The 22,004-nt window shown below is 71.8% G+C and carries 17 protein-coding genes; 2 read left to right on the plus strand and 15 right to left on the minus strand.

Annotated features, from left to right (window positions below):
- Positions 1–41: 41 nt before the first annotated feature.
- The 10 genes from AB0I82_RS15535 to AB0I82_RS15580 form a co-directional block, all read right to left on the minus strand.
- On the minus strand, positions 42–575 hold the full coding sequence (locus AB0I82_RS15535) for a GNAT family N-acetyltransferase (protein WP_363257788.1): 534 nt from the start codon (positions 573–575) through the stop codon (positions 42–44).
- Between the two features lie 105 nt (positions 576–680).
- Positions 681–1,523, minus strand: a complete 843-nt coding sequence (locus tag AB0I82_RS15540) for a GNAT family N-acetyltransferase (protein ID WP_363257789.1) — start codon at positions 1,521–1,523, stop codon at positions 681–683.
- A 313-nt stretch (positions 1,524–1,836) separates the two neighbouring features.
- Positions 1,837–2,994, minus strand: coding sequence for a flavodoxin-dependent (E)-4-hydroxy-3-methylbut-2-enyl-diphosphate synthase (gene ispG, locus AB0I82_RS15545; protein ID WP_363257790.1), 1,158 nt, complete (start codon positions 2,992–2,994; stop codon positions 1,837–1,839).
- 174 nt (positions 2,995–3,168) lie between these two features.
- Positions 3,169–4,473, minus strand: a complete 1,305-nt coding sequence (locus AB0I82_RS15550) for a site-2 protease family protein (protein WP_363257791.1) — start codon at positions 4,471–4,473, stop codon at positions 3,169–3,171.
- Complete coding sequence (gene dxr / locus AB0I82_RS15555; RefSeq protein ID WP_363257792.1) at positions 4,470–5,735, minus strand: 1-deoxy-D-xylulose-5-phosphate reductoisomerase; 1,266 nt, start codon at positions 5,733–5,735, stop codon at positions 4,470–4,472. Before dxr ends, AB0I82_RS15550 begins: the two co-directional genes overlap by 4 nt.
- A gap of 187 nt (positions 5,736–5,922) precedes the next feature.
- A complete protein-coding gene (locus AB0I82_RS15560) occupies positions 5,923–7,845 on the minus strand; it encodes an acyl-CoA dehydrogenase family protein (RefSeq protein ID WP_363257793.1) in 1,923 nt (640 codons plus the stop codon).
- Positions 7,846–8,038: 193 nt separating this feature from the next.
- Positions 8,039–8,212, minus strand: a complete 174-nt coding sequence (rpmF, locus tag AB0I82_RS15565) for a 50S ribosomal protein L32 (RefSeq protein ID WP_030624779.1) — start codon at positions 8,210–8,212, stop codon at positions 8,039–8,041.
- Positions 8,213–8,387: 175 nt separating this feature from the next.
- Complete coding sequence (locus tag AB0I82_RS15570; protein WP_363257794.1) at positions 8,388–9,848, minus strand: aldehyde dehydrogenase family protein; 1,461 nt, start codon at positions 9,846–9,848, stop codon at positions 8,388–8,390.
- 317 nt (positions 9,849–10,165) lie between these two features.
- On the minus strand, positions 10,166–11,806 hold the full coding sequence (locus AB0I82_RS15575; RefSeq protein ID WP_363257795.1) for a PucR family transcriptional regulator: 1,641 nt from the start codon (positions 11,804–11,806) through the stop codon (positions 10,166–10,168).
- A 146-nt stretch (positions 11,807–11,952) separates the two neighbouring features.
- A complete protein-coding gene (locus AB0I82_RS15580) occupies positions 11,953–14,418 on the minus strand; it encodes an ATP/GTP-binding protein (protein ID WP_363257796.1) in 2,466 nt (821 codons plus the stop codon).
- Positions 14,419–14,662: 244 nt separating this feature from the next.
- Between AB0I82_RS15580 and gabT the strand changes: the two genes are divergently transcribed.
- Together gabT and AB0I82_RS15590 are read left to right on the plus strand one after the other, a co-directional pair.
- Positions 14,663–16,012 (plus strand): 4-aminobutyrate--2-oxoglutarate transaminase, encoded by a 1,350-nt coding sequence (gene gabT / locus AB0I82_RS15585; protein WP_363257797.1) that lies wholly within the window; start codon positions 14,663–14,665, stop codon positions 16,010–16,012.
- A gap of 184 nt (positions 16,013–16,196) precedes the next feature.
- On the plus strand, positions 16,197–17,093 hold the full coding sequence (locus AB0I82_RS15590) for a phosphatase PAP2 family protein (RefSeq protein ID WP_363257798.1): 897 nt from the start codon (positions 16,197–16,199) through the stop codon (positions 17,091–17,093).
- On the opposite strand, the gene AB0I82_RS15595 is transcribed toward AB0I82_RS15590, so the two are convergent.
- The 5 genes from AB0I82_RS15595 to AB0I82_RS15615 all read right to left on the minus strand — a co-directional run bounded on the left by AB0I82_RS15595 (position 17,020) and on the right by AB0I82_RS15615 (position 21,976).
- On the minus strand, positions 17,020–17,478 hold the full coding sequence (locus AB0I82_RS15595) for a hypothetical protein (RefSeq protein ID WP_363257799.1): 459 nt from the start codon (positions 17,476–17,478) through the stop codon (positions 17,020–17,022). The two genes, AB0I82_RS15590 and AB0I82_RS15595, sit on opposite strands and share 74 nt — an antisense overlap.
- A 166-nt stretch (positions 17,479–17,644) precedes the next feature.
- A complete protein-coding gene (locus AB0I82_RS15600) occupies positions 17,645–19,075 on the minus strand; it encodes an FAD-dependent oxidoreductase (RefSeq protein ID WP_363258378.1) in 1,431 nt (476 codons plus the stop codon).
- 20 nt (positions 19,076–19,095) lie between these two features.
- The gene (locus AB0I82_RS15605; RefSeq protein WP_363257800.1) at positions 19,096–19,881 is read right to left on the minus strand and encodes an ABC transporter permease; all 786 of its coding nucleotides are present in this window, start codon (positions 19,879–19,881) and stop codon (positions 19,096–19,098) included.
- Positions 19,881–20,807, minus strand: coding sequence for an ABC transporter permease (locus AB0I82_RS15610; RefSeq protein WP_363257801.1), 927 nt, complete (start codon positions 20,805–20,807; stop codon positions 19,881–19,883). Before AB0I82_RS15610 ends, AB0I82_RS15605 begins: the two co-directional genes overlap by 1 nt.
- On the minus strand, positions 20,804–21,976 hold the full coding sequence (locus tag AB0I82_RS15615) for an ABC transporter ATP-binding protein (RefSeq protein ID WP_363257802.1): 1,173 nt from the start codon (positions 21,974–21,976) through the stop codon (positions 20,804–20,806). Before AB0I82_RS15615 ends, AB0I82_RS15610 begins: the two co-directional genes overlap by 4 nt.
- Positions 21,977–22,004: the final 28 nt, after the last annotated feature.

Consider the following 22,004-nt stretch of genomic DNA (forward strand, 5'->3'; position numbering starts at 1 on the left):
GCACGGAAATGGATACCGGTCCCCCGGCGCCCCCAGGGCCCTCAGCGTGCCAATGGAAGCGGCGCGCCCATGACCGCGTACGGGGCCGGCGCACTGGGGAAGATCACGCGGCGGGCGAGGTCCTGGTAGCCCAGCGAGCGGTACAGCGCGCGGGCCGGGCTCTCGGTGTCAATGGCCGAGAGGATGCTGCGCGGGTACGGCGCCTCGTCGGTGATGCGGGTGATCAGCGCCCGTCCGATGCCGCGCTTCTGGTAGGCGGGGTGGACGTGCAGCTCGGTGATGACGAAGGAGTCGTCCAGCCAGAAATCCTGCCCCGTGCTGCGCAGATACGGCTCGACGACGCTGGACCACCAGTGGGAGCGGTCGTTGGGCAGGCCGTACACGAAGCCGGCCAGCCGCCCTTCGGGTGTGGTGGCGCCGAGGGCGCGGGCCCCGGGGGTGGTGAGGTGGCGCAGCACGATGTGGCGCCGTACGCCGATCTCGTCGTCGGTCAGGCCGAAGGCGAGCGCCTGTACGGCCAGCGCTTCGTCCACGCGGGCAGCGAGGTCGAGCGGGGCGACCACGACGTCATCCATGGTCGGGAGCGTACACAGCGCGGGCGGTGAACACGATCGGTCCGGGACAGCCCGGCCGGAGAGGTCCGGCCGGAACGTTACGGCGCCTTCGACGGGCGGCGGCCGTCAGAACAGTACGCTCATGAACGCGCCGACCTCTTCGAAGCCGACCCGGCGGTAGGCGGCCCGCGCCGCGGTGTTGAAGTCGTTCACGTACAGGCTCACGATGGGCGCGACGTCGGCGAGGGCGTAGCGCAGTACGGCCGCCATGCCGGTCTCGGACAGGCCCTTGCCGCGGTACTCGGGCGCGACCCAGACGCCCTGGATCTGGCAGGCGCGCAGCGTGGCGGCGCCGATCTCGGCCTTGAAGACGACCCGGCCGTTCTCCACCCGGGCGAACGAGCGGCCCGCGCCGACCAGTTCCGCGACCCGGGCCTGGTAGAGCAGCCCGCCGTCGCCGGCCAGCGGCGAGATGCCGACCTCCTCGGTGAACATGGCCACGCACGCGGGCATGATCAGGTCCATCTCGTCCTTGCGGATGCGCCGGACGTACGGGTCGGGGTCGATCTCGGCCGCGGGCTTGGTGGTGACCATCAGCGGCTGGTGCGCGCGGACCTCGCGGGCGGGCCCCCAGGCGGGCTCCAGCAGCGACCACAGCTCGGCGGTGGGGGCCGCGGGGCCGACGATGGAGGAGCAGCGGCGGCCCTGGCGGCGGGCGCGCTCGGCGAAGGCGCGTACGGCGTCGGGGGTGGCGCAGACGGGGACGAGGTTGGCGCCCGCGTAGCAGAGGGATTCCAGCCGGCCGTTCTCGTACCAGCCCCACATCTCGCCGCCGAGCCGCCAGGGGTCGAGCCCGGCGACCTGTACTCGGGCGGCGACGAAGGCGTTGGCGACCGGGTCGCGGTCGAGGACCGCGAGGGCGTCGTCGAGCTCCCCCGGCTCGAGGACCTTGGTGGTGGTCGTCAGCACGTGTCGGATTGCCTCACCGTGACGGGGCCGGGGCCGTAAGAGAGCAGGTCCAGGCACGATACCTCGCGTACACGCGATGCGCCCCCTGCCCGGCTCGGAGAGGGGGGCGGGGGGCGCATCGTCGCTTGTGACGCAGTTATCCACAGGGGGGCGCGTCGCAGCGGCCGCGGTTTTCCACAGGGGGCGCGAGGGGGTGGGGGTGGGGGCTAGGTTCGGGGGTAGTGCGGTGGAGGCGGGGGAGGGACCTCGCACCGGGTGGTGGGGAGAGGGAGGGGCCCTGCCACGTACACGTAACGGACGGGCAGCCGGAGCCTCAGCCCGCCACAGCCACCGAAGGCTCCCCCGACTCCACCCCGTCCTTCTCCATCTGCTCAGCGATCTTCATCGCTTCCTCGATGAGCGTCTCCACGATCTTCGACTCGGGCACGGTCTTGATGACCTCGCCCTTCACGAAGATCTGCCCCTTGCCGTTACCGGACGCCACACCCAGGTCCGCCTCGCGCGCCTCGCCCGGCCCGTTGACGACGCAGCCCATGACCGCGACGCGCAGCGGCACCTCCATGCCGTCCAGCCCCGCGGTGACCTCCTCGGCCAGCTTGTACACGTCCACCTGGGCGCGGCCGCAGGACGGGCAGGAGACGATCTCCAGGCGGCGCTGCCGCAGGTTCAGCGACTCCAGGATGGAGATACCGACCTTGATCTCCTCGGCCGGCGGCGCGGACAGCGAGACGCGGATCGTGTCGCCGATGCCCTCCGACAGCAGCGCGCCGAAGGCCACAGCCGACTTGATCGTGCCCTGGAAGGCCGGACCGGCCTCGGTCACGCCCAGGTGCAGCGGGTAGTCGCACTGCGCGGCCAGCTGCCGGTAGGCATTGACCATCACGACCGGGTCGTTGTGCTTCACCGAGATCTTGATGTCGCGGAAGCCGTGCTCCTCGAAGAGGGACGCCTCCCACAAGGCCGACTCCACCAGCGCCTCGGGCGTGGCCTTGCCGTACTTCTGCAGCAGGCGGCGGTCCAGCGACCCGGCGTTCACGCCGATACGGATCGGGGTCCCGGCGTCGGAGGCCGCCTTGGCGATCTCCTTGACCTTGTCGTCGAACTGCTTGATGTTGCCCGGGTTCACCCGCACCGCCGCACAGCCCGCGTCGATCGCCGCGAACACGTACTTCGGCTGGAAGTGGATATCCGCGATCACCGGGATCCCCGACTTCTTCGCGATCACCGGCAGCGCGTCCGCGTCGTCCTGCGTGGGGCAGGCCACGCGGACGATCTGGCAGCCGGAGGCCGTCAGCTCCGCGATCTGCTGCAGCGTCGCCCCGATGTCGGCCGTACGCGTCGTCGTCATCGACTGCACCGACACGGGTGCGTCGCCGCCCACGGCCACCGGTCCGACGTGAATCTTGCGGCTCACGCGGCGGTCGGCGAGCTTGGTCGGAACGTCCGGCATTCCCAGCGCAATGGCAGTCATCTGACGAGCTTCCCCAAGGTGTGATCAAGGACCCGAGATCGGCGGGCTCCGTGGCCGAGGTTACGTCACCGGTATTGCCGGAGGCACATCGCGCCGGTCCACACCGCCCGAAAGGACGGTTGCCGGACACCCGTACGCCTCCGTACGGATGTCCGGCAGTCGGGAAGCGGCGCGCTACCCGGTCAGCCGTACCGGGTTGACCACGTCCGCGACCAGCACCAGCAGCGTGAAGCAGATGAAGATGCCGGCGACGACGTAGGCGACGGGCATGAGCTTCGCCACGTCGAAGGGGCCGGGGTCGGGACGCCGGAAGACCTTGGCGAAGGCCCGGCGCAGCGACTCCCACAGGGCGCCCGCGATGTGCCCGCCGTCCAGCGGCAGCAGCGGCAGCATGTTGAACAGGAAGAGCGAGAGGTTGAACCCCGCGACCAGGAAGAGCATGGTCGCCACCCGCTGCGAGGGCGGGATGTCCAGGGCGAAGACCTCGCCGCCGACGCGGGCCGCGCCGACCACGCCCATCGGGGAGTCCTGCTTGCGCTCGCCGCCGTTGAACGCGGCGTTCCACAGGTCGGGGACCTTGCCGGGCAGCGCGATCAGCGAGTCGACGCCCTGCTTGACCATGTTGCCCATGCGGTCGACGGACTGGCCGAAGTCCTGCTTCACGATGCCGCTGGCGGGGGTGAAGCCGAGGAAGCCGGCGGTGACGTACTGGTCGGCGACGTAGCCGCCGTGTCCGTCGGTCTTGGCGACCTTGTTCTCGATCAGGTCGGCGTGCAGTACCTTCCGGGCGCCGTCCCGCTCGACGGTGATCGTCGCGGGGCCCGTGGTGTCACGGATGGCCCGCTGGAGGGTGTCCCAGTCCCCCATCGGCCGCCCGCCGAAGGCGACGATCTTGTCGCCGGCCCGCAGCCCCGCGGCCTTGGCCGGGGAGTCCTTGGCGTCGGACGGGCACTTGTCGGTCTTGGCGGAGGCGGCGATGACGCAGTCCGAGACCGAGCCGACCTGGGTGGTCTGGGTGTTGATGCCGAAGCCCATCAGGACGCTCATGAAGATCACGACCGCGAGGATCAGGTTCATGAACGGCCCGGCGAACATCACGATGACGCGCTTCCAGGGCTTACGGGTGTAGAACAGCCGCTTCTCGTCGCCCTCCTGCAGCTCCTCGAAGGCGGCCGAGCGGGCGTCCTCGATCATGCCGCGCCAGGGCGAGGTGGAGCGGGCCGAGAGCTTCCCGTCGTCGCCGGGCGGGAACATCCCGATCATGCGGATGTAGCCGCCGGCGGGGATGGCCTTGATGCCGTACTCGGTGTCGCCCTTCTTGCGGGAGAAGAGCGTGGGTCCGAAGCCGACCATGTACTGCGGCACGCGGATGCCGAACATCTTCGCCGTCGACAGGTGCCCCAGCTCGTGCCAGGCGATCGAGAAGAGCAGGCCGACGACGAAGACGACGATGCCGAGAATGGTCATCCAGGTCGTCATGCGCGGGCCTCCGATGGTGTACGTGCCGCACGGGCGGCCAGTTCGCGGGCGCGGGCGCGCGCCCAGGTCTCCGCTTCCAGTACGTCCGAGAGGGTCAGAGACGTTCCCGGCGCGGGCGTGCCGTGCTCGGCGACGACTTCGGCGACCGTATCGACAATTCCTGTGAACGGCAGCCCGCCCTGCAGAAACGCGTCCACGCACTCCTCGTTGGCGGCGTTGAAGACGGCCGGGGCGGTGCCGCCGAGCGTGCCGACGTGGCAGGCGAGCGGTACGGCGGGGAAGGCGTCCTGGTCCAGCGGGAAGAACTCCCAGGTGTGGGCCTTGGTCCAGTCGATGCCGGGCGCCGCGTCCGGTACCCGGTCGGGCCAGCCGATCCCCAGCGCGATGGGCATGCGCATGTCGGGCGGGCTGGCCTGGGCGAGGGTGGAGCCGTCGGTGAATTCCACCATGGAGTGGATGTAGGACTGCGGGTGGACGACGACCTCGATGCGCTCGAAGGGCACGTCGTACAGCAGGTGTGCCTCGATGACCTCCAGGCCCTTGTTGACCAGGGTCGCGGAGTTGATCGTGATGACCGGGCCCATCGCCCAGGTGGGGTGGGCGAGTGCCTGCTCGGGGGTGACGGCGGCCAGCTCGGCCTTGCTGCGGCCGCGGAAGGGGCCGCCGGAGGCGGTGACGACGAGCTTGCGTACTTCTTCGCGGCGGCCGCCCATCAGGCCCTGGAAGAGCGCGGAGTGCTCGGAGTCGACGGGGACGATCTGGCCGGGCTTCGCGAGCGCCTTGACCAGCGGGCCGCCCACGATCAGCGATTCCTTGTTGGCGAGCGCGAGGGAGGCGCCGCTCTTCAGGGCCGCGAGGGTGGGCGCGAGGCCGATGGAGCCGGTGATGCCGTTCAGTACGGTGTGGCACTTCGTGGCGGCGAGCTGGGTGGCGGCGTCGGGTCCGGCCAGGATTTCCGGCAGCGGCTCGCCCGGTCCGTACTGCGCCGACAGCGCCTCGCGCAGCGCGGGCACGACGTCCTCGCGGGCCACCGCGACCGTACCGACGCGCAGCTGCCGCGCCTGCTCGGCGAGGAGCGCGACCCGGCCGCCGGCGGCGGACAGGCCGGTGACGCGGAAGCGGTCCGGGTTGCGCTGGACGAGATCGATCGCCTGGGTGCCGATGGAGCCGGTCGAGCCGAGGATCACGATGTCGCGTGGCTCGCCGGGTGCGGTGGCCGGCGGGTCGAAACGCAGGTGCGGATGGGCGAGGGATTCCGTCATGGGCACCATTGTGGCCGGTCACGTCCGGAGTACGGACACCAGCTCGCGGGATATCGGGTGCGCCGGGCGGCGCACCGGCCGCGGGTGCGCCCAGTACGGGCCGGTCCCCGCGATCGCGAGGACCGGCCCGTCCCCCGTCCCGTCACCGGCGGCTCCGCCCGTCACCGGAGCCGCCGGTGCACGTTCCTCAGCTCCTGATCGGCCGGTGGACGTTCTCCCTCCGTGCGGGCCCCGGCGTCGCGTCCGCGATCCACGGACCGTCGCCGCTGGGGTCGATGACGCCTTCCTCCAGCCAGGTGTACGTACCGGTCAGCACCCCGGCGACGACCTTGCGGTCCAGCTCGTCGGTGTTGGTCCACAGCCGCGCGAAGAGCTCCTCGACCCGGATCCTTGCCTGTCGGCAGAAGACGTCGGCGAGCTGGTGCGCCTCGCGGCCGTGTGCGCCGGTGGCGAGCAGGTGCTCGGCCCGTACGCACGCGGCGCTCATCGCGAAGAGCTCCGCGCCGATGTCGACGATCCGCCCGAGGAAGCCCTGCTTGGTCTCCATCCGGCCCTGCCAGCGCGACATCGCGTAGAACGTGGAGCGCGCGAGCTTGCGGGAGGTCCGCTCGACGAACCGCAGGTGCGTGGCCAGCTCGCCGAACTCCGCGTACGTACCGGGTACCTGGCCGGGTCCGGCGACCAGTTTGGGCAGCCAGCGGGCGTAGAAGCCGCCGGCCCGCGCCGCCGCCTTCCCCTTGTCCCCGAGGGACTTCTCGGGGTCGATCAGGTCACCGGCGACGGACAGGTGCGCGTCCACCGCTTCGCGGGCGATGAGCAGGTGCATGATCTCCGTCGAGCCCTCGAAGATCCGGTTGATGCGCATGTCGCGCAGTACCTGCTCGGCGGGGACGGCCCGTTCGCCGCGCGCGGCGAGCGACTCGGCGGTCTCGAAGCCGCGGCCGCCGCGGATCTGGACCAGTTCGTCCGCCATCAGCCAGCCCATTTCCGAGCCGTACAGCTTGGCGAGCGCCGCTTCGATGCGGATGTCGTTGCGGTCCTCGTCGGCCATCTGCGAGGAGAGGTCGACGACGGCTTCCAGCGCGAAGGTGGTGGCGGCGATGAAGGAGACCTTGCCGCCGACCGCCTCGTGCTTGGCGACGGGCTTGCCCCATTGCTCGCGCGCGGCGGACCACTCGCGGGCGATCTTCAGGCACCACTTGCCGACGCCGACGCACATGGCGGGCAGCGACAGCCGCCCGGTGTTCAGCGTGGTCAGCGCGATCTTCAGGCCCGCACCCTCGGGCCCGATGCGGTTCGCGGCCGGCACCCGCACCTGGTGGAAGCGGGTGACGCCGTTCTCTATGCCGCGCAGCCCCATGAAGGCGTTGCGGTTCTCCACGGTGATGCCCTCGGAGCCCGCCTCGACGACGAAGGCGGTGATGCCGCCCTTGTGGCCCTCGGATTTCGGTACACGGGCCATCACGACGAGCAGGTCGGCGACAACTCCGTTGGTCGTCCACAGCTTGACGCCGTCCAGTACGTATTCGTCCCCGTCCGGTACGGCCATGGTGGCCAGCCGGGCCGGGTCGGAACCTACGTCCGGTTCGGTGAGCAGGAACGCGGAGATGTCCGTACGGGCGAGGCGCGGCAGGAACTGGTCCTTCTGCTCCTGTGTGCCGAACAGTTTCAGCGGCTGCGGTACGCCGATCGACTGATGCGCGGAGAGCAGCGCCCCGACCGCCGGGTTGACGGAACCGACCAGCGACAGCGCCTTGTTGTAGTACACCTGGGTGAGGCCCAGGCCGCCGTACTTGGTGTCGATCTTCATGCCGAGCGCGCCGATCTCCTTGAGACCGGCGATGGTCTCGTCGGGGATCTGCGCCTCGCGCTCGATGCGCGCACCGTCGATCTTCGTCTCGCAGAAGTCGCGGAGCTTGGCGAGGAATTCCTCACCGCGCTCGACCGCTTCCGCGGCAGGGGTGGGATGCGGGTGTATGAGGTCGAGCCGGAAGCGCCCCAGGAACAGCTCCTTGGCGAAGCTGGGCTTGCGCCAGTCCTGTTCACGGGCCGCCTCGGCGACCTGCCGGGCTTCGCGCTCGGAGACGTTGCGGGTGGATGGAGCGGTCATGAGGAGGGTCACCTCACCGCGGAGTCGGGTCATCCGTACCGGTCCGCCGGTCGGCTACCGGTCAGTGGCCTGCCCGGGTTGGCTACCGGTCAGTGCTACTTGTGAGTCTCTACCCGATCCGCGCGACTTGCACCAGCCTTCGCGCACACGGACGCAGGGCTGTGACTTCAGACCCGGCGTCCGGCCCCCGCCGTCAGTCGCGCGGCGGGTCGATCAGCCCGCGCTGGTACGCCTTCACGAGACGGCGCGGCACGGTGTACTGGCTGCCGTCGATGGTGATCGGCACCAGGTCGGGCTGCGCGGCCTTCCAGTTGGAGCGGCGGTGGCGGGTGTTGGAGCGGGACATCTTCCGCTTGGGGACGGCCATGGTGATCCTCCTGTCGGCAGGGCTCGGTACGGCCGCCAGCTTACCTGAAAATGATTCCCATGTTTACGGCGGGTGTGCCGGTGATCCCCGGCCCCGGAAAACCGGAGGGCCGGGGCGCACCCGAATATGCGCCCCGGCCCCTGCTGTCCAGTTGTCCGGCCCCTGGCCGGAAGCGTCAGAGTTCCAGCCCGGTCATCACCATCACTCGCTCGTAGGTGTAGTCCTCCATCGCGTAGCGGACGCCCTCGCGGCCCACACCGGACTGCTTGGCGCCGCCGTACGGCATCTGGTCGGCGCGGTACGACGGCACGTCGCCGATGATCACGCCGCCGACCTCCAGCACCTTGTGGGCGCGGAAGGCGGTCTGCAGGTCGTGGGTGAACACGCCTGCCTGGAGGCCGTACTTGGAGCTGTTGACGGCGGCGAAGGCCGCGGCCTCGCCGTCCACCTTCTGTACCGAAAGGACCGGCCCGAAGACCTCCTCGCACGCGAGGGTGGTGCCCTCGGGGAGGTCGGCCAGCACGGTCGGGGCGTACGTGGCGCCCTCGCGCTTGCCGCCGGCGAGCAGCTGGGCGCCGGCCTGCACGGCCTCGTCGACCCAGGACTCGACGCGCTTGGCGGCGTCCTCGCTGACCAGCGGGCCGACCTCGGTCGCGGGGTCGGTCGGGTCGCCGGTGACCTGCGCCTCGACGCGCTCGACGATCTTCGGCAGCAGCCGGTCGTACACGGAGGCGTCGGCGATCACGCGCTGCACGGAGATGCAGGACTGGCCGCCCTGGTAGTTGGAGAAGGTGGCGATGCGCTGCGCCGCCCAGTCCAGGTCCGCCTCGGAGGCGTAGTCGGCGAGGATCACGGCCGCGCCGTTGCCGCCGAGCTCCAGGGTGCAGTGCTTGCGCGGCACCGAGTCCATGATCGCGTAACCGACCGTCTCGGAACCGGTGAAGGAGATCACCGGCAGCCGCTCGTCCTGGACCAGCGCGGGCATCCGGTCGTTCGGCACCGGGAGGATGCTCCAGGAGCCGGCCGGCAGGTCGGTCTCGGCGAGCAGCTCGCCGAGGATCAGGCCGGAGAGCGGGGTGGCCGGGGCGGGCTTGAGGATGATCGGGACGCCGGCGGCGATCGCCGGGGCGACCTTGTGGGCGCTCAGGTTGAGCGGGAAGTTGAAGGGCGCGATGCCGAGCACGGTGCCCTTGGGCACGCGGCGGATCAGCGCGAGGCGGCCCGCGCCGCCGCCGTCGGTGTCCAGGCGCATGGCCTCGCCGGCGTTGAAGCGGCGGGCCTCCTCGGCGGCGAAGCGGAAGACCGACACGGCGCGGCCGACCTCGCCGCGCGCCCACTTGATCGGCTTGCCGTTCTCCGCGGAGATCAGCTGGGCGATCTCCTCCGTGCGCTCCACCAGGCGCTTGGTGACGTGGTCCAGCGCGGCGGCGCGCACGTGCGCGGGGGTGGCGGCGAACTCGGCCTGGACCGCGACGGACGCGGCCACGGCCTCCTCGACCTGCTCCTCGGTGGGCACGCTCACGGTGCCGACGGTGCGGCCGTCCCAGGGCGAGGTGACCTCGAAGGTCTCCGCGCCGGTGGCGGCTCGGCCGGCGAGCCAGAAAGCCGTGGTGGCTGCGTCATTACGGTTCGGCACAGTGGATACCGGCCCTTCTCGGTGGCGTGGTGCGTGGCGTGCCGGCCGGTGCGCGCGGCGGCTGCCTGCCGCGCCCGACCTCGGTCGCCCTTCCGGACGGGTCCACGGTAGGGCGGCACTCCCGGACCGGCGTTTGTCCGGGACGTACTACTACGGGAACGCGATCCGCCGGTTTGGCGTGTGCGGGGGTTCGGCGAGTCCGCCCGGGCCGCTGCGCCGCGGGGTGCCCCAGAGGTTCCGTGGCGCGGCGTCCGCACCGTCGTGGCCGGTCGCGCGGTTCCCCGCGCCCTTGACCCGCGCCTCCGAGGGGCGCCCTGTCAGCCGTCCGTCTGCTGCAAGGTCGTCGCCTTGAGCGCCAGCCACAGTTCCATCCGTACGTCCGGGTCGTCCAGCGAGCGGCCGAGGATTTCCTCGACGCGGCGCATCCGGTAGCGCAGCGTGTGCCGGTGCACGCCGAGGTCGGCGGCGGCCGCGTCCCACTGGCCGTGCCGGGACAGCCAGGCGCGCAGCGAGGCGACGAGGTCGCCGCGGCCGGTCGCGTCGTGGTCGTGCAGCGCGCGCAGCATCCCGTCGGCGAAGGCCCGTACCGCGTCGTCGGCGAGCAGCGGCAGTACGGAGCCGGCCGCCACGTCCTCGTGCTCGACCAGGACCCGCGCCCGCCGCCTGGCCACCGACAGCGCCTGCTCGGCCTGCCGGTGCGCGGTCGCCGCCGCGGCCGGACCGGACGGCGCGGAGAGGCCCACGGCCAGGCCCGGAGTACCGCGGACCGCATCGCTGCCGGCCGCGGCCTTGCGGGTGCCCGCGCCGGTCCCGGAGCGGGCCTCCAGGGCGGCGGCGTGGTCGGCGCACGCCGCGATGGCGGCGCCGCCGTCCGCCGCGAGCACGGTCAGCCGGGTGCCGTCCGGCACGGCGAGAACCGCCTCGCCGCCGCGCGCCGCCGCCGACTCCAGCGCGTCGGCCAACGCGTCCAGCGTGCCCTGCGCGTCGTCGGCGGACCGCTCCTCCGCGCCGCTCACCGGCTCGGCCACCAGCACCCGGAACGGCGCGTCCAGCAGTCCGCCGTACAGCCGTCCGGCCACCGCGCGCGCATGGTCCGGCTCGCCGGCCAGCAGCATCCGCAGCACCGCGGCGCCGAGCCGCTGCTCGGCGTCCTGCAGCGCGCGGGACCGCTCGGTGGTCAGGGTCAGCAGGGCGACGGCGGAGTGCACGGCGTACCGCTCCGCCGTGCCCAGCGGGGCGCCCGTGCCGACCGCGAGGACGCCGCGCGCCCGGCGCCCGGTGCCCAGCGACTGCAGCTCGACCCGGTCGTCGCCCTCGGTGTCCGCCACGACGGAGCTGGCGGGGGCCGGCCGCTCCCGCAGCTTCGCGATGTCCTCGGTGAGGCGGGCCGCGCGGCGGGCCGCCCAGTCGGGGGCCGCGGCGACGACCGCGCCGGAGGCGTCGTACAGCGCGGCCCAGCCCTTGAGGTGCGCGGCGAGCCGGGCGAGCAGCTCCGCCGGGCCCTCGGCGCTCAGTGCGGCGCGCGTCAGTTCCCGCTGCGCCTCGAAGCCCTCGGTCACCGCCCGGTACTGGTCGGCGGCCACGGCTGCCGAGACGGCCTTGCTGATCGCCACGAACGGCGTCCGGCGCGGCACCGCCAGCAGCGGGAAGTCCGCCTCGCGGGCCGCGGTGAGCAGCGCCTCGGGCACGTCCTCGTAGTTCACGCCGACCGCGAAGCCCAGGCCGACGACCCCGGCCCCGGCGACCCGCTGTACGTACCGCCGGGCCACCTCCGGGTCCTCCGCGTCCAGCTTGAGCGCGGTGATCAGCAGGAGCTCGCCGCCCTCCATGTACGGCACCGGGTCGGTCAGCTCGCTCACGTGCGCCCAGCGGACCGGGGTGTCCAGCCGGTCCTCGCCCGCGAGCACGGTCAGCTTGAGGGCGGAGTGGTGGGCGAGGGAGGCGAGGGTGTGCGGCATGGGACCTTCGATGTGCGTGGGCGTGTGAGACATGTGGTTGCCGGGGGCGAGCCGCCCAGGGGTTTTCTCCGTCCCGTATGAACGGCCCTTACCGATTCTGCCTCAGCGTAGGAATCGAGGCGCCCGATTCCGGTTCGGGCCGCCGCTCAGCCCCGCAGATCCACCAGTACCGGCGGTGCCGACTCCCCCGTCACGGACGTCACCGACAGCACCGCGTGCCCGGCCGGTACGGCATTGGCCAGGTCCGACGCCGACCACCGCTCGCGTTCCACGGTCCGTACCGTCACGGCCTTCGCCGTCACGTCCTTGCCCGTCACCAGCCGCCTGATCGAGTGCATCAGCTTGGTGAACGGCTCGTCGGACACGATCTGCCGGTCGGTGACGTCCCGCGTCTCCACCCACGCCTTGCCCCACACCTCGGCGAACCGCGCGCCGTCCCACGTCGTCACGCCCGCGAACGCCATCCGGCAGCCGACCGTACCGAGCAGCGCCCCGCGCAGCGCCTCCGGCACGTCGTCCAGCGCGCGCAGGGTCAGGACGACGCCGGCGTTCGCCGACCGCAGCCGCTGCAGGCCGCGCAGCGCCTCCTGCGTGACGACGTGCGAGGCGTCGTCGAGCACCAGGCACGCGAACACCGACCGGTCCGACCGTGCCACCGCGCACTCCGTGAACTGCGCCAGCACCAGCCGCGCGAGGATCCGCGAGGCGTCCGCGTGGCCGCGCTCGGGAAGATCGATCCGCACCCGCAGCGGGCGGTCCAGCGCCCGCAGCGACACCTGCCGCGACTGCCCCGACGGGTCGAAGAAACCGGCGAACGCGGGCCGGTCCAGCAGCGCGATCCGGTCCGCGAGCAGTGCCCCGACGTCGCCCGCACGCTGCGCCTGCCGCTCCCGCGCGTCCAGCTCACGCAACGCGCCCTGCTCGCCCGCCGCCTCCAGCGCGCTCCGCAGCGCGCCCATCGCCTCCGGCGCCCCGTCCAACAACTCCCGCAGCTCAGCGACCCCGGGAAACCGCCCGTACGCCACCCGGAACGGCCCCAGCAACTGCCCCAACACCGTCCCCGCCCGCCGACTCTCCCCACCCGGCATACCGGCCACCACATCCCCCACCAACGCCTCCGCCAACACGGCAGCGGCTTCGTCGGGGTCGGTGGTGCCGCCGTAGAGGTCGAGGTCGCAGGGGGAGTCGCGGTGCCCGACGCGGACCACGGCGTCGAACGCGTCGTCCCCCGCCGGGCCGTCCCCGGCCGCGCCGACCGAGACCACCGCGGCCCGGCCGGCGAGCGCCTGCAGGCACATCGCCTCCAGGACCGGGCGCACCAGCCGGGCCGTCTTCCCCGTACCGGGCGGCCCGACCGCCAGCAGCGAGGTCCCCAGCACGGCGGGGTCGAGCGCGGCGCCAGTGCCGCGCCGGTCGTAGGGGTTGCGGAGGTCGTCGGACGCCGTGCCGATGCGCACCTGGCCGGTGAGCAGGTCGTGCCGGGCGGTGCGCACCGGCAGGTCGCGGGCGCCGGAGGGGTGGCCGCAGGCGCCGGAGCCGTGCTGCTGGACGTTCTCGACGAAGGCGGGGAAGCGGTTCGTCTGCACCCGTACGGACTGCCAGGCCCGGGTGATCCGCGCATGGTCGACGTCGTTCATGAGCCCGGCCTGTGCCTCCCGCGCCAGCCGGTCCGCGGCCGCCCCGGCCCCGGCGGCCCGCAGCTCCGCCCACTCGGCCTGGTCGACCTGGAGGACGGGGGCATCGGTCCCGGGTGACCGGTCGGCCTCGGCCTTGCGACGGCCCGCCGGTGTGTAGCGACGCCACACCTCCGACCAGCACCCGAAGGGAGCGAAGACGGCCAGCAGGACGCCGAGGTCGATGAGGGAGTAACTCGCCGAGTAGTAGACGTACGACGTGGCATCGCCCGACGTCGGGGTCCAGTTCTGCAGCTGCAGCATCAGCAGGGACGAGTCACGCGTCTTGTCGGTGCACCACTCCCAGGCGAGCCACGCGAGAACCAAGGTCACCGGGGCACGGAGGAGCAACGCGCCGGCCGGGAGGGCACCCGGGTCCTTGGGGGCCAGCCACCCCGGCAGCCGCTTCCCCACCCGTCGGCCCACAGGGGCGAGCAGTCGCCGGAAGAGCGTCGGCCACCGGCCCACCCGTCCGAAGAGGACGACGATCGCGCCGAGGATCAGCGCCATGTAGACGAAGGACGAGATGACGCCCGTATTACCCGCCCGCCAGGAATCGGGCAGCATCGCTTCCAGCGGCCACTTCCAGTAGGGGCCGAGGTAGCCGTTCATCAGCAGCGACCACAGCAGCCACGCGCACAGGAACGAGATCACAGCGCCGGCGATCAGCTGCGGCACCGCGATCTCCTGCGGCTCCTCCTTCGGCCGAGGCCGGTGTTCGAAGGACCAGATGCCCGGGCCCGCCAGGACGCGGGGGGCGCGGAGCCAGGCCATGAAGGGGGACTCCGGTGCGCCGGGCGGCGCGGCGGGCATCGGCGGTACCGGCGCGGCCCCGGGCGGCCCCCATGCCGGCTCCCCCGCCGCGCCGGGCGGTGCCGCCGGATGCGGGATTCCGGCCGAGTGGGTGTTGCGTGCGTCGTGCGTGCCCTCGGTGTCCATCCGGTGTCCCTGTTCCCCCTTGAGAGCGCGAGCGGTGTGCCGCGGATCAATCTACTGGCCGGGCGCCGTCCGCATACCCGACCCGCGCTATGTCCGGTGCGGACAAGGCGGGGCCCGTACTTCTCCCGAACGGTGCATGCCGCTCCCACGCCTGCGCACCTAGCCTGCGAAACGCAACCCTCAGTACGTCACGTAGTACGCCGCCTCTGTGCGTCCGCGTCCTCGTTCCCTCCAGGAGACTCCCATGTCCGAACTGACCGGAGGCCCCGCCCTCCCCCAGGAGCGCCGCGTCGTCACCGCGATCCCCGGCCCCAAGTCCCAGGAGCTGTGGGAGCGCAAGCAGGCCACGGTGGCGGCCGGTGTCGGCGCGGTCCTGCCCGTGTTCATCAAGCGCGCCGGCGGCGGTGTGCTGGAGGACGTGGACGGCAACTCGCTGATCGACTTCGGGTCGGGCATCGCGGTGACCTCGGTGGGCAGCAGCGCCGAGGCCGTCGTGCGCCGCGCGGCCGCGCAGCTCGCGGACTTCACCCACACCTGTGCCATGGTCACGCCGTACGAGCCGTACATCGAGGTCTGTGAGCAGCTCGCCGAGCTGACCCCGGGCGACCACGAGAAGAAGTCGGCGCTGTTCAACTCCGGTGCGGAGGCGGTCGAGAACGCCGTCAAGATCGCGCGGGCGTACACCAAGCGGCAGGCCGTGGTCGTGTTCGATCACGGCTACCACGGGCGCACCAACCTGACGATGGCGCTGACCGCGAAGAACATGCCGTACAAGCACGGCTTCGGCCCGTTCGCGCCCGAGGTCTACCGGGTGCCGCTGGCCTACCCGTACCGCTGGCTGACCGGCCCGGAGAACTGCGCGCAGGAGGCCGCCGACCAGGCCATCTCGCAGATCACCAAGCAGATCGGCGCCGAGAACGTCGCCGCGATCATCATCGAGCCGGTGCTCGGCGAGGGCGGCTTCATCGAGCCGGCGAAGGGCTTCCTGCCCGCGATCTCGAAGTTCGCGAAGGACAACGGGATTGTCTTCGTCGCGGACGAGATTCAGTCCGGGTTCTGCCGGACCGGGCAGTGGTTCGCGTGCGAGGACGAGGGCATCGTGCCGGACCTCATCACGACCGCGAAGGGTATTGCCGGCGGTCTGCCGCTGGCGGCCGTGACCGGTCGCGCGGAGATGATGGACGCCGCGCACGCCGGTGGCCTGGGTGGCACGTACGGCGGTAACCCCGTCGCCTGCGCCGCCGCCGTCGGTGCGATCGAGACCATGCGCGAGCTGGACCTGAACGCCAAGGCGAAGCGCATCGAAGAGGTCATGAAGGCCCGCCTGACCGCCATGGCCGAGAAGTACGACATCATCGGTGAGGTCCGCGGGCGCGGCGCGATGATCGCGATCGAGCTCGTGCAGTCCGGCTCGAAGGACCCGAACCCGGAGGCGACCTCGGCGCTGGCCAAGGCGTGCCACCAGGAGGGCCTGCTGATCCTGACCACCGGCACGTACGGGAATGTCATCCGCTTCCTGCCGCCGCTGGTCATCGGCGAGGACCTGCTGAACGAGGGCCTGGACATCCTGGAGTCGGCCTTCGCGGCGCTCTGACGCCCGCTCGAAAGTACTGAGCGCCCGTACGGATGGCCGTACGGGCGCTCAGCGCTTGGCGGGGCCCGGAATCCGGCCCACCGGCCCGAAGTGGCGGGACGGCGTGAAGAAGATGTGCGGGGGCCATGGCGGGTGGGTGATCCGCCTGTTGGAGGAGGGTCGCTCTGCCGTACGGTTTCTGCAGATGAGAGAAACACCCCGCTCGCAGGGGACTGCGAGCGATGCCCGGTCGTCGCTTCCCCGGCTTCGACCTGGCCGTGCCCTCGCGCACACCACCGGAGCCTCCGGCTCCGGGAATCCTCACCGATCGGATGGCCGCCCGCCCCAGACCCCCCGGGGCGCGCGGTTCACCGGTCAGCACGGCCGTCCCGGAACCACCCCCCCTGTTCCGGGGCGGCCGCCCTCTCTCCCCCGCCTCGCGTGCACGCTCGCCGCGACGCTCGCGCTCTTCGCGCTCCTCACCTGGCAGGTCGCCGCCCACGGACCGCTGCTGCGGCTGGACGCCCGGCTGGATCAGGTACTCCTGGACCGTGCCCTCCCGGCCGCGCTCGCCGAACTCCTCGCCGATCTGGGCAACATGACGGCGGCCCTGCCCGTGCTGCTGGCCGCCGCGGTCTATGCCGGGTGGCGCGCCCGCGCCGCGGGACTCCCCCGCTGGTGGCTGCCGCCGCTCGCCGCAGCCGTCGTGATGGCCGTGGTACCGGCGCTCGTCGGGCCGCTGCAGGCCGCGCTCGCCCGGCCCGCGCCGCCGGGCCGGCTGGCCGGCGAGACCGGGTTCTACCCGTCGGGGCACGCCGCGACGGCCGCCGTCGCGTACGGAGCGGCCGCGCTGCTCCTGCTCCCGTACGCGGCCGCCCCGTTGACCCGCCGCCTGCTGATCACCACGGCGCTCGTCCTGGTCCTGGCGAACGGTCCGGGCCTGGTCGTCCGCGGCTACCACTGGCCGGTGGACGTCCTCGGGTCATGGGCCCTGTCGGCGGCGCTGCTCGTCCTCCTGTACGGAGCCCTCACTGCTCTCCGGCCCCCGCCACCCGGGCCGCCGCCTCGTGCAGGGCGAGTTCGAGGATGCCGGGGTCGGTGAGGGTGCCGTCGCCGTCCGGGGGGACGATCCAGCGGGTGCCGCCGGTGTACCGGCCCGGGTAGGGCACCACGATCCAGGTGCCCCGGCCGGCCCCGCGCACACCGGTACCGAGCCAGCGGGCCGTGGTGCCCGGCGGGACGAAGAAGCCCATCCGGCCGTCCCCGAAGTCGGCGAGGACCGGTCCGAGCCGGTCGAGGCAGCGGGTGAGCACGTCCAGGGTGGGGTGGCCCAGGCACCCGGGGACGATCAGTACGTCCCAGGCCAGCCCGGCCGGGAGGAGCGTCACCCCGAAAGGGTTGCGCTCCCATTCGAAACGGCAGGCCTCCGGGTCCGGTGCCACCGATACGAGCCACTCCACGGCCCGCTTGTCCCCTGTGGGGTCCATGTGTCCGTCTCCCTCACTCGTGCGCCGGCCCCAGGGGCCGCGTTCCGAGAGGGAGAGGCGCTGACCGCCGCCTCCTTACGCGGGTTGATCAAGAACTTGGGTGGCATGGGTCACATACGGTGTCCGGTGGTGCGCGGGCGCGCCCTGCAGGCCCGCCCGCGCCCGGTCAGCTGTCGAAGCCCAGCCCCACCTTGTCCATCGCCTTCAGCCAGAGGTTCCGCCGGCCGCCGCGGGCGTCGGCGCGGGACATCGACCACTGGGTGAGGCCGATGCCGGCCCAGCGCAGCGGCTCGGGCGGGAACGGCAGCGGCTTCGTGCGGACCATCTCCAGCTCCGTGCGCTCCGTACGGGCGCCGGAGAGCAGGTCGAGCATGACGTCGGCGCCGAAGCGGGTGGCGCCCACGCCGAGGCCCGTATAGCCCACCGCGTACGCGACCCGTCCCGAGTGCGCGGTGCCGAAGAACGCCGAGAAGCGGGCGCAGGTGTCGATCGCGCCGCCCCAGGCGTGGCTGAAGCGGACCCCCTCCAGCTGCGGGAAGTGCTGGAAGAAGTGGCGGGCGAGCTTCTCGTAGGTGGCGGGGTGGTGGTCGTACTCGGCGCGGACGCCGCCGCGGTAGCGGTAGATGGCGTCGTAGCCGCCCCAGAGGATGCGGTGGTCGGCGGTGAGGCGGAAGTAGTGGAAGTGGTTGTTGCTGTCGGACAGCCCCTGGCGGTTCTTCCAGCCGATGGCGGCGAGCTGCTCCGCGGTGAGCGGCTCGGTCATCAGCGCGTGGTCGTAGACCGGGACGAGGTACGGGCGGACGCGGCGGACCAGGTTCGGGAAGGCGTTGGTGCCGAGCGCCACGTGGCGGGCGAAGACCCGCCCGTAGGGCGTGCGGACCGCCATGCCCGTACCGTCGGCGGCCAGGTCGGTGGCGCGGGTGTGCTCGTAGATCCGTACGCCCTGGTCCAGGCACGCCTGCTTCAGCCCCCAGGCCAGGCGGGCCGGGTTGAGCATGGCGACGCCGTCGCGGTTCCACAGGCCGGCCAGGAAGGCCGGCGAGTCGACCTCGGCGCGTACGGCATCCTGGTCGAGGAAGTCGTACCGGCCCACGCCCAGCCGCGCGGCGTCCTCGGCGGCCTCCTTCAGCTCGGTGATCTGGTGCGGTTCGGTGGCGAGGTCGATCTCGCCGGTGCGCTCGAAGGCGCAGTCGATGCCGTACCGCTCGACGGCCTCCCCGATGGCGTCGAGGTTACGGGCGCCCAGCTCTTCGAGCTTCTTCAGCTCGCCGGGCCAGCGGGCCAGGCCGTTGCCGAGGCCGTGGGTGAGCGAGGCGGCGCAGAAGCCGCCGTTGCGGCCGGAGGCGGCCCAGCCGACCTGCTGGCCCTCGACGAGGACGACGTCGCGCTCGGGGTCGCGCTCCTTGGCGAGCAGCGCGGTCCACAGGCCGCTGTAGCCGCCGCCGACGACGAGCAGGTCGCACCGCTCGTCGCCGACGAGGGCGGGAAGGGCCGCGGGGCGGTCCGGGTCGTCGAGCCAGAAGGGGGTGGGGGAAGCGTCCGCGAGCGCGTGTACAGCGGGTGCGGGGGCCCGGGTGGTCTGCCCGGTGGGGTTCATGGCAGCTCGTGCCATGGTTCTCAGCTCCTCTTACGGCGTCCGGTGAACAATTGTCCGCCCAGTACGCAGAGCACGGCGATGAGGAACATCGCTGTTCCGATGACATTGATCTGAACGGGCGTGCCGCGCTGTGCCGATCCCCAGACGAACATCGGGAACGTCACGGTCGAGCCCGCGTTGAAATTGGTGATGATGAAATCGTCGAACGAGAGGGCGAAGGAGAGCAGCGCGCCCGCGGCGATACCGGGTGCCGCGATCGGCAGCGTCACCTTCAGAAACGTCTGCAACGGGGTGGCGTAGAGGTCCTGCGCCGCCTGTTCCAGCCGCGGGTCCATGCTCATCACGCGGGCCTTGACCGCGGTGACCACGAAGCTCAGGCAGAACATGATGTGCGCGATCAGGATCGTCCAGAAGCCGAACTGAATGCCCATGTTGAGGAAGAGCGTGGCCAGAGAGGCGGCCATGACGACCTCGGGCATCGCCATCGGCAGGAAGATCAGCGTGTTGACGGAGGAGCGGGCCCGGAAGCGGTAGCGGGCCAGCGCGAAGGCGATCAGGGTGCCCAGTACGGTGGCGCCGACCGTGGCCCAGACGGCGATCTGCAGGCTCAGCCCGAGGGAGCCGCACAGGTCGGCGACGCCGCAGGGGTCGGTCCAGGCGTGGGTGGAGAACCGCTGCCACTCGTAGTTGAAGCGCCCGTTCGGTTTGTTGAACGAGAAGACCATCACGATGACGTTGGGCAGGATCAGGTACGCCAGCGTCAGCAGGCCCGCGATCACCACCGCATTGCGTCGAAGCCAGCGCATCAGACCAGGTCCTCCGTCCCCGACTTGCGGATGTAGATGGTGACCATGGCGAGGATGGCCGCCATGAGGATGAAGGAGAGGGCTGCCGCCGTCGGGTAGTCCAGGACGCGCAGGAACTGCGACTGGATGACGTTGCCGATCATCTTCTGGTCGGTGGAGCCCAGCAGTTCGGCGTTGATGTAGTCGCCGGCGGCCGGGATGAAGGTCAGCAGCGTGCCCGCGACCACGCCGGGCATGGACAGCGGGAAGGTCACCCGGCGGAAGGTGGTGGCCGGCTTGGCGTACAGGTCGCCCGCCGCTTCGTGCAGCCGGGGGTCGATCCGCTCCAGACAGGTGTAGAGCGGCAGGATCATGAACGGCAGGAAGTTGTACGTGAGGCCGCAGACCACCGCGAGCGGGGTGGCGAGCACACGGGTGCCCTCGGTGAGGCCGATCGCGCTGGTGACGTCCAGGATGTGCAGCGAGTTGAGGACGCCGACGACCGGGCCGCCGTCGGCGAGGATGGTCTTCCAGGCGAGCGTACGGATCAGGAAGCTGGTGAAGAACGGCGCGATGACCAGGATCATCACGACGTTGCGCCAGCGGCCCGCCTTGAAGGCGATCAGGTAGGCGAGCGGGTAGCCGAGCACGAGACAGAGCAGCGTCGCGACACCGGCGAAGACCACCGAGCGGACGAACTGCGGCCAGTACTCACTGAGCGCCGCCCAGTACGTCTGGACGTGCCAGGTGACCTTGAAGCCCTCTTCGAGGGAGCCGGTCTGCAGGGACGTGGACGCCTGGTAGACCAGCGGCGCGGCGAAGAAGACCAGCAGCCACAGGATGCCGGGCAGCAGCAGCCAGTACGGGACGAGCCGCTTGCGGGTGGGGGGCTTGCGCACTTCGAGGACGGGCGCCGGCTCCGGCGGCGCCTGGGTGGCGGCACTCACGCGGCCTCCTCGTCGGCGTCCGCACCGGCGGTGATGTCCTGGTCGGCGGAGAACCCGAAGGTGTGCGCGGGGTTCCAGTGCAGTACCACCTCGGCGCCCGGCACCAGCCGGCCGTCCCGCTCGATGTTCTGCTCGTAGGCGGCCAGTTCGCCGGCGCCCCGGGTCTCGATCACGTACTGCGTGGAGACGCCGATGAAGCTGGCGTCCTTGATGCGGCCCGGCAGCCGGTTGGCGCCCTCCGGTATGGACCCCGCGTCGTCGGCGTGCGCGAGGGCGATCTTCTCGGGGCGGACGCCCGCCAGTACCTTCTCGCCCGTACGGACGCTGCTCGCGGAACATCGCGCGGCGGGCAGCCGCAGCTTGGTGTCCCCGGCCGTCAGCAGCAGCTGGTCGCCGCCCGCCTCGGCGATCTCCGCGGCGATGAGGTTGGAGGTGCCGAGGAAGTTGGCGACGAAGGTGGTGCCGGGGTTCTCGTACAGGTCGGCGGGGGCGCCGAGCTGCTCGACCCGGCCGCCGTTCATCACCGCGACGGTGTCGGCCATCGTCATGGCCTCCTCCTGGTCGTGCGTGACGTGCACGAAGGTGATGCCGACCTCGGTCTGGATGCGCTTGAGCTCCAGCTGCATCTGGCGGCGCAGCTTCAGGTCCAGGGCGCCGAGCGGCTCGTCGAGGAGGAGCACCTGCGGGTGGTTGATCAGGGCGCGCGCGACGGCGACGCGCTGCTGCTGGCCGCCGGAGAGCTGCTGCGGCTTCTTGCGGGCCTGCTCGCCCAGCTGCACCAGGTCGAGCATCTCGCCGACCTGCTTCTTCACGGACTTGACGCCGCGGCGGCGCAGCCCGAAGGCGACGTTCTCGTAGATGTCCAGGTGCGGGAAGAGCGCGTAGTTCTGGAAGACGGTGTTCACCGGGCGCTTGTAGGGCGGCAGCGCGGTGACGTCCTTGCCGGCGAGTTCGACGGTGCCGGTGGTGGGCTCCTCCAGGCCCGCGATCATGCGCAGGGTGGTGGTCTTGCCGCAGCCGGAGGCGCCCAGGAGGGCGAAGAAGGAGCCGGCGGGGACGGTCAGGTCGAGCGGCTGGACCGCGGTGAAGGAGCCGTAGGTCTTGCTGATGCCGGACAGCCGGACGTCGCCGCCGCTGCTGCTGCTGTCGGTCTTCGCGAGCTCTGTCATGTATCAGGTCCCGGGTGTGAGGTGGGCG

The sequence above is a fragment of the Streptomyces sp. NPDC050315 genome, assembly GCF_040655775.1.
Lineage (GTDB): Bacteria > Actinomycetota > Actinomycetes > Streptomycetales > Streptomycetaceae > Streptomyces.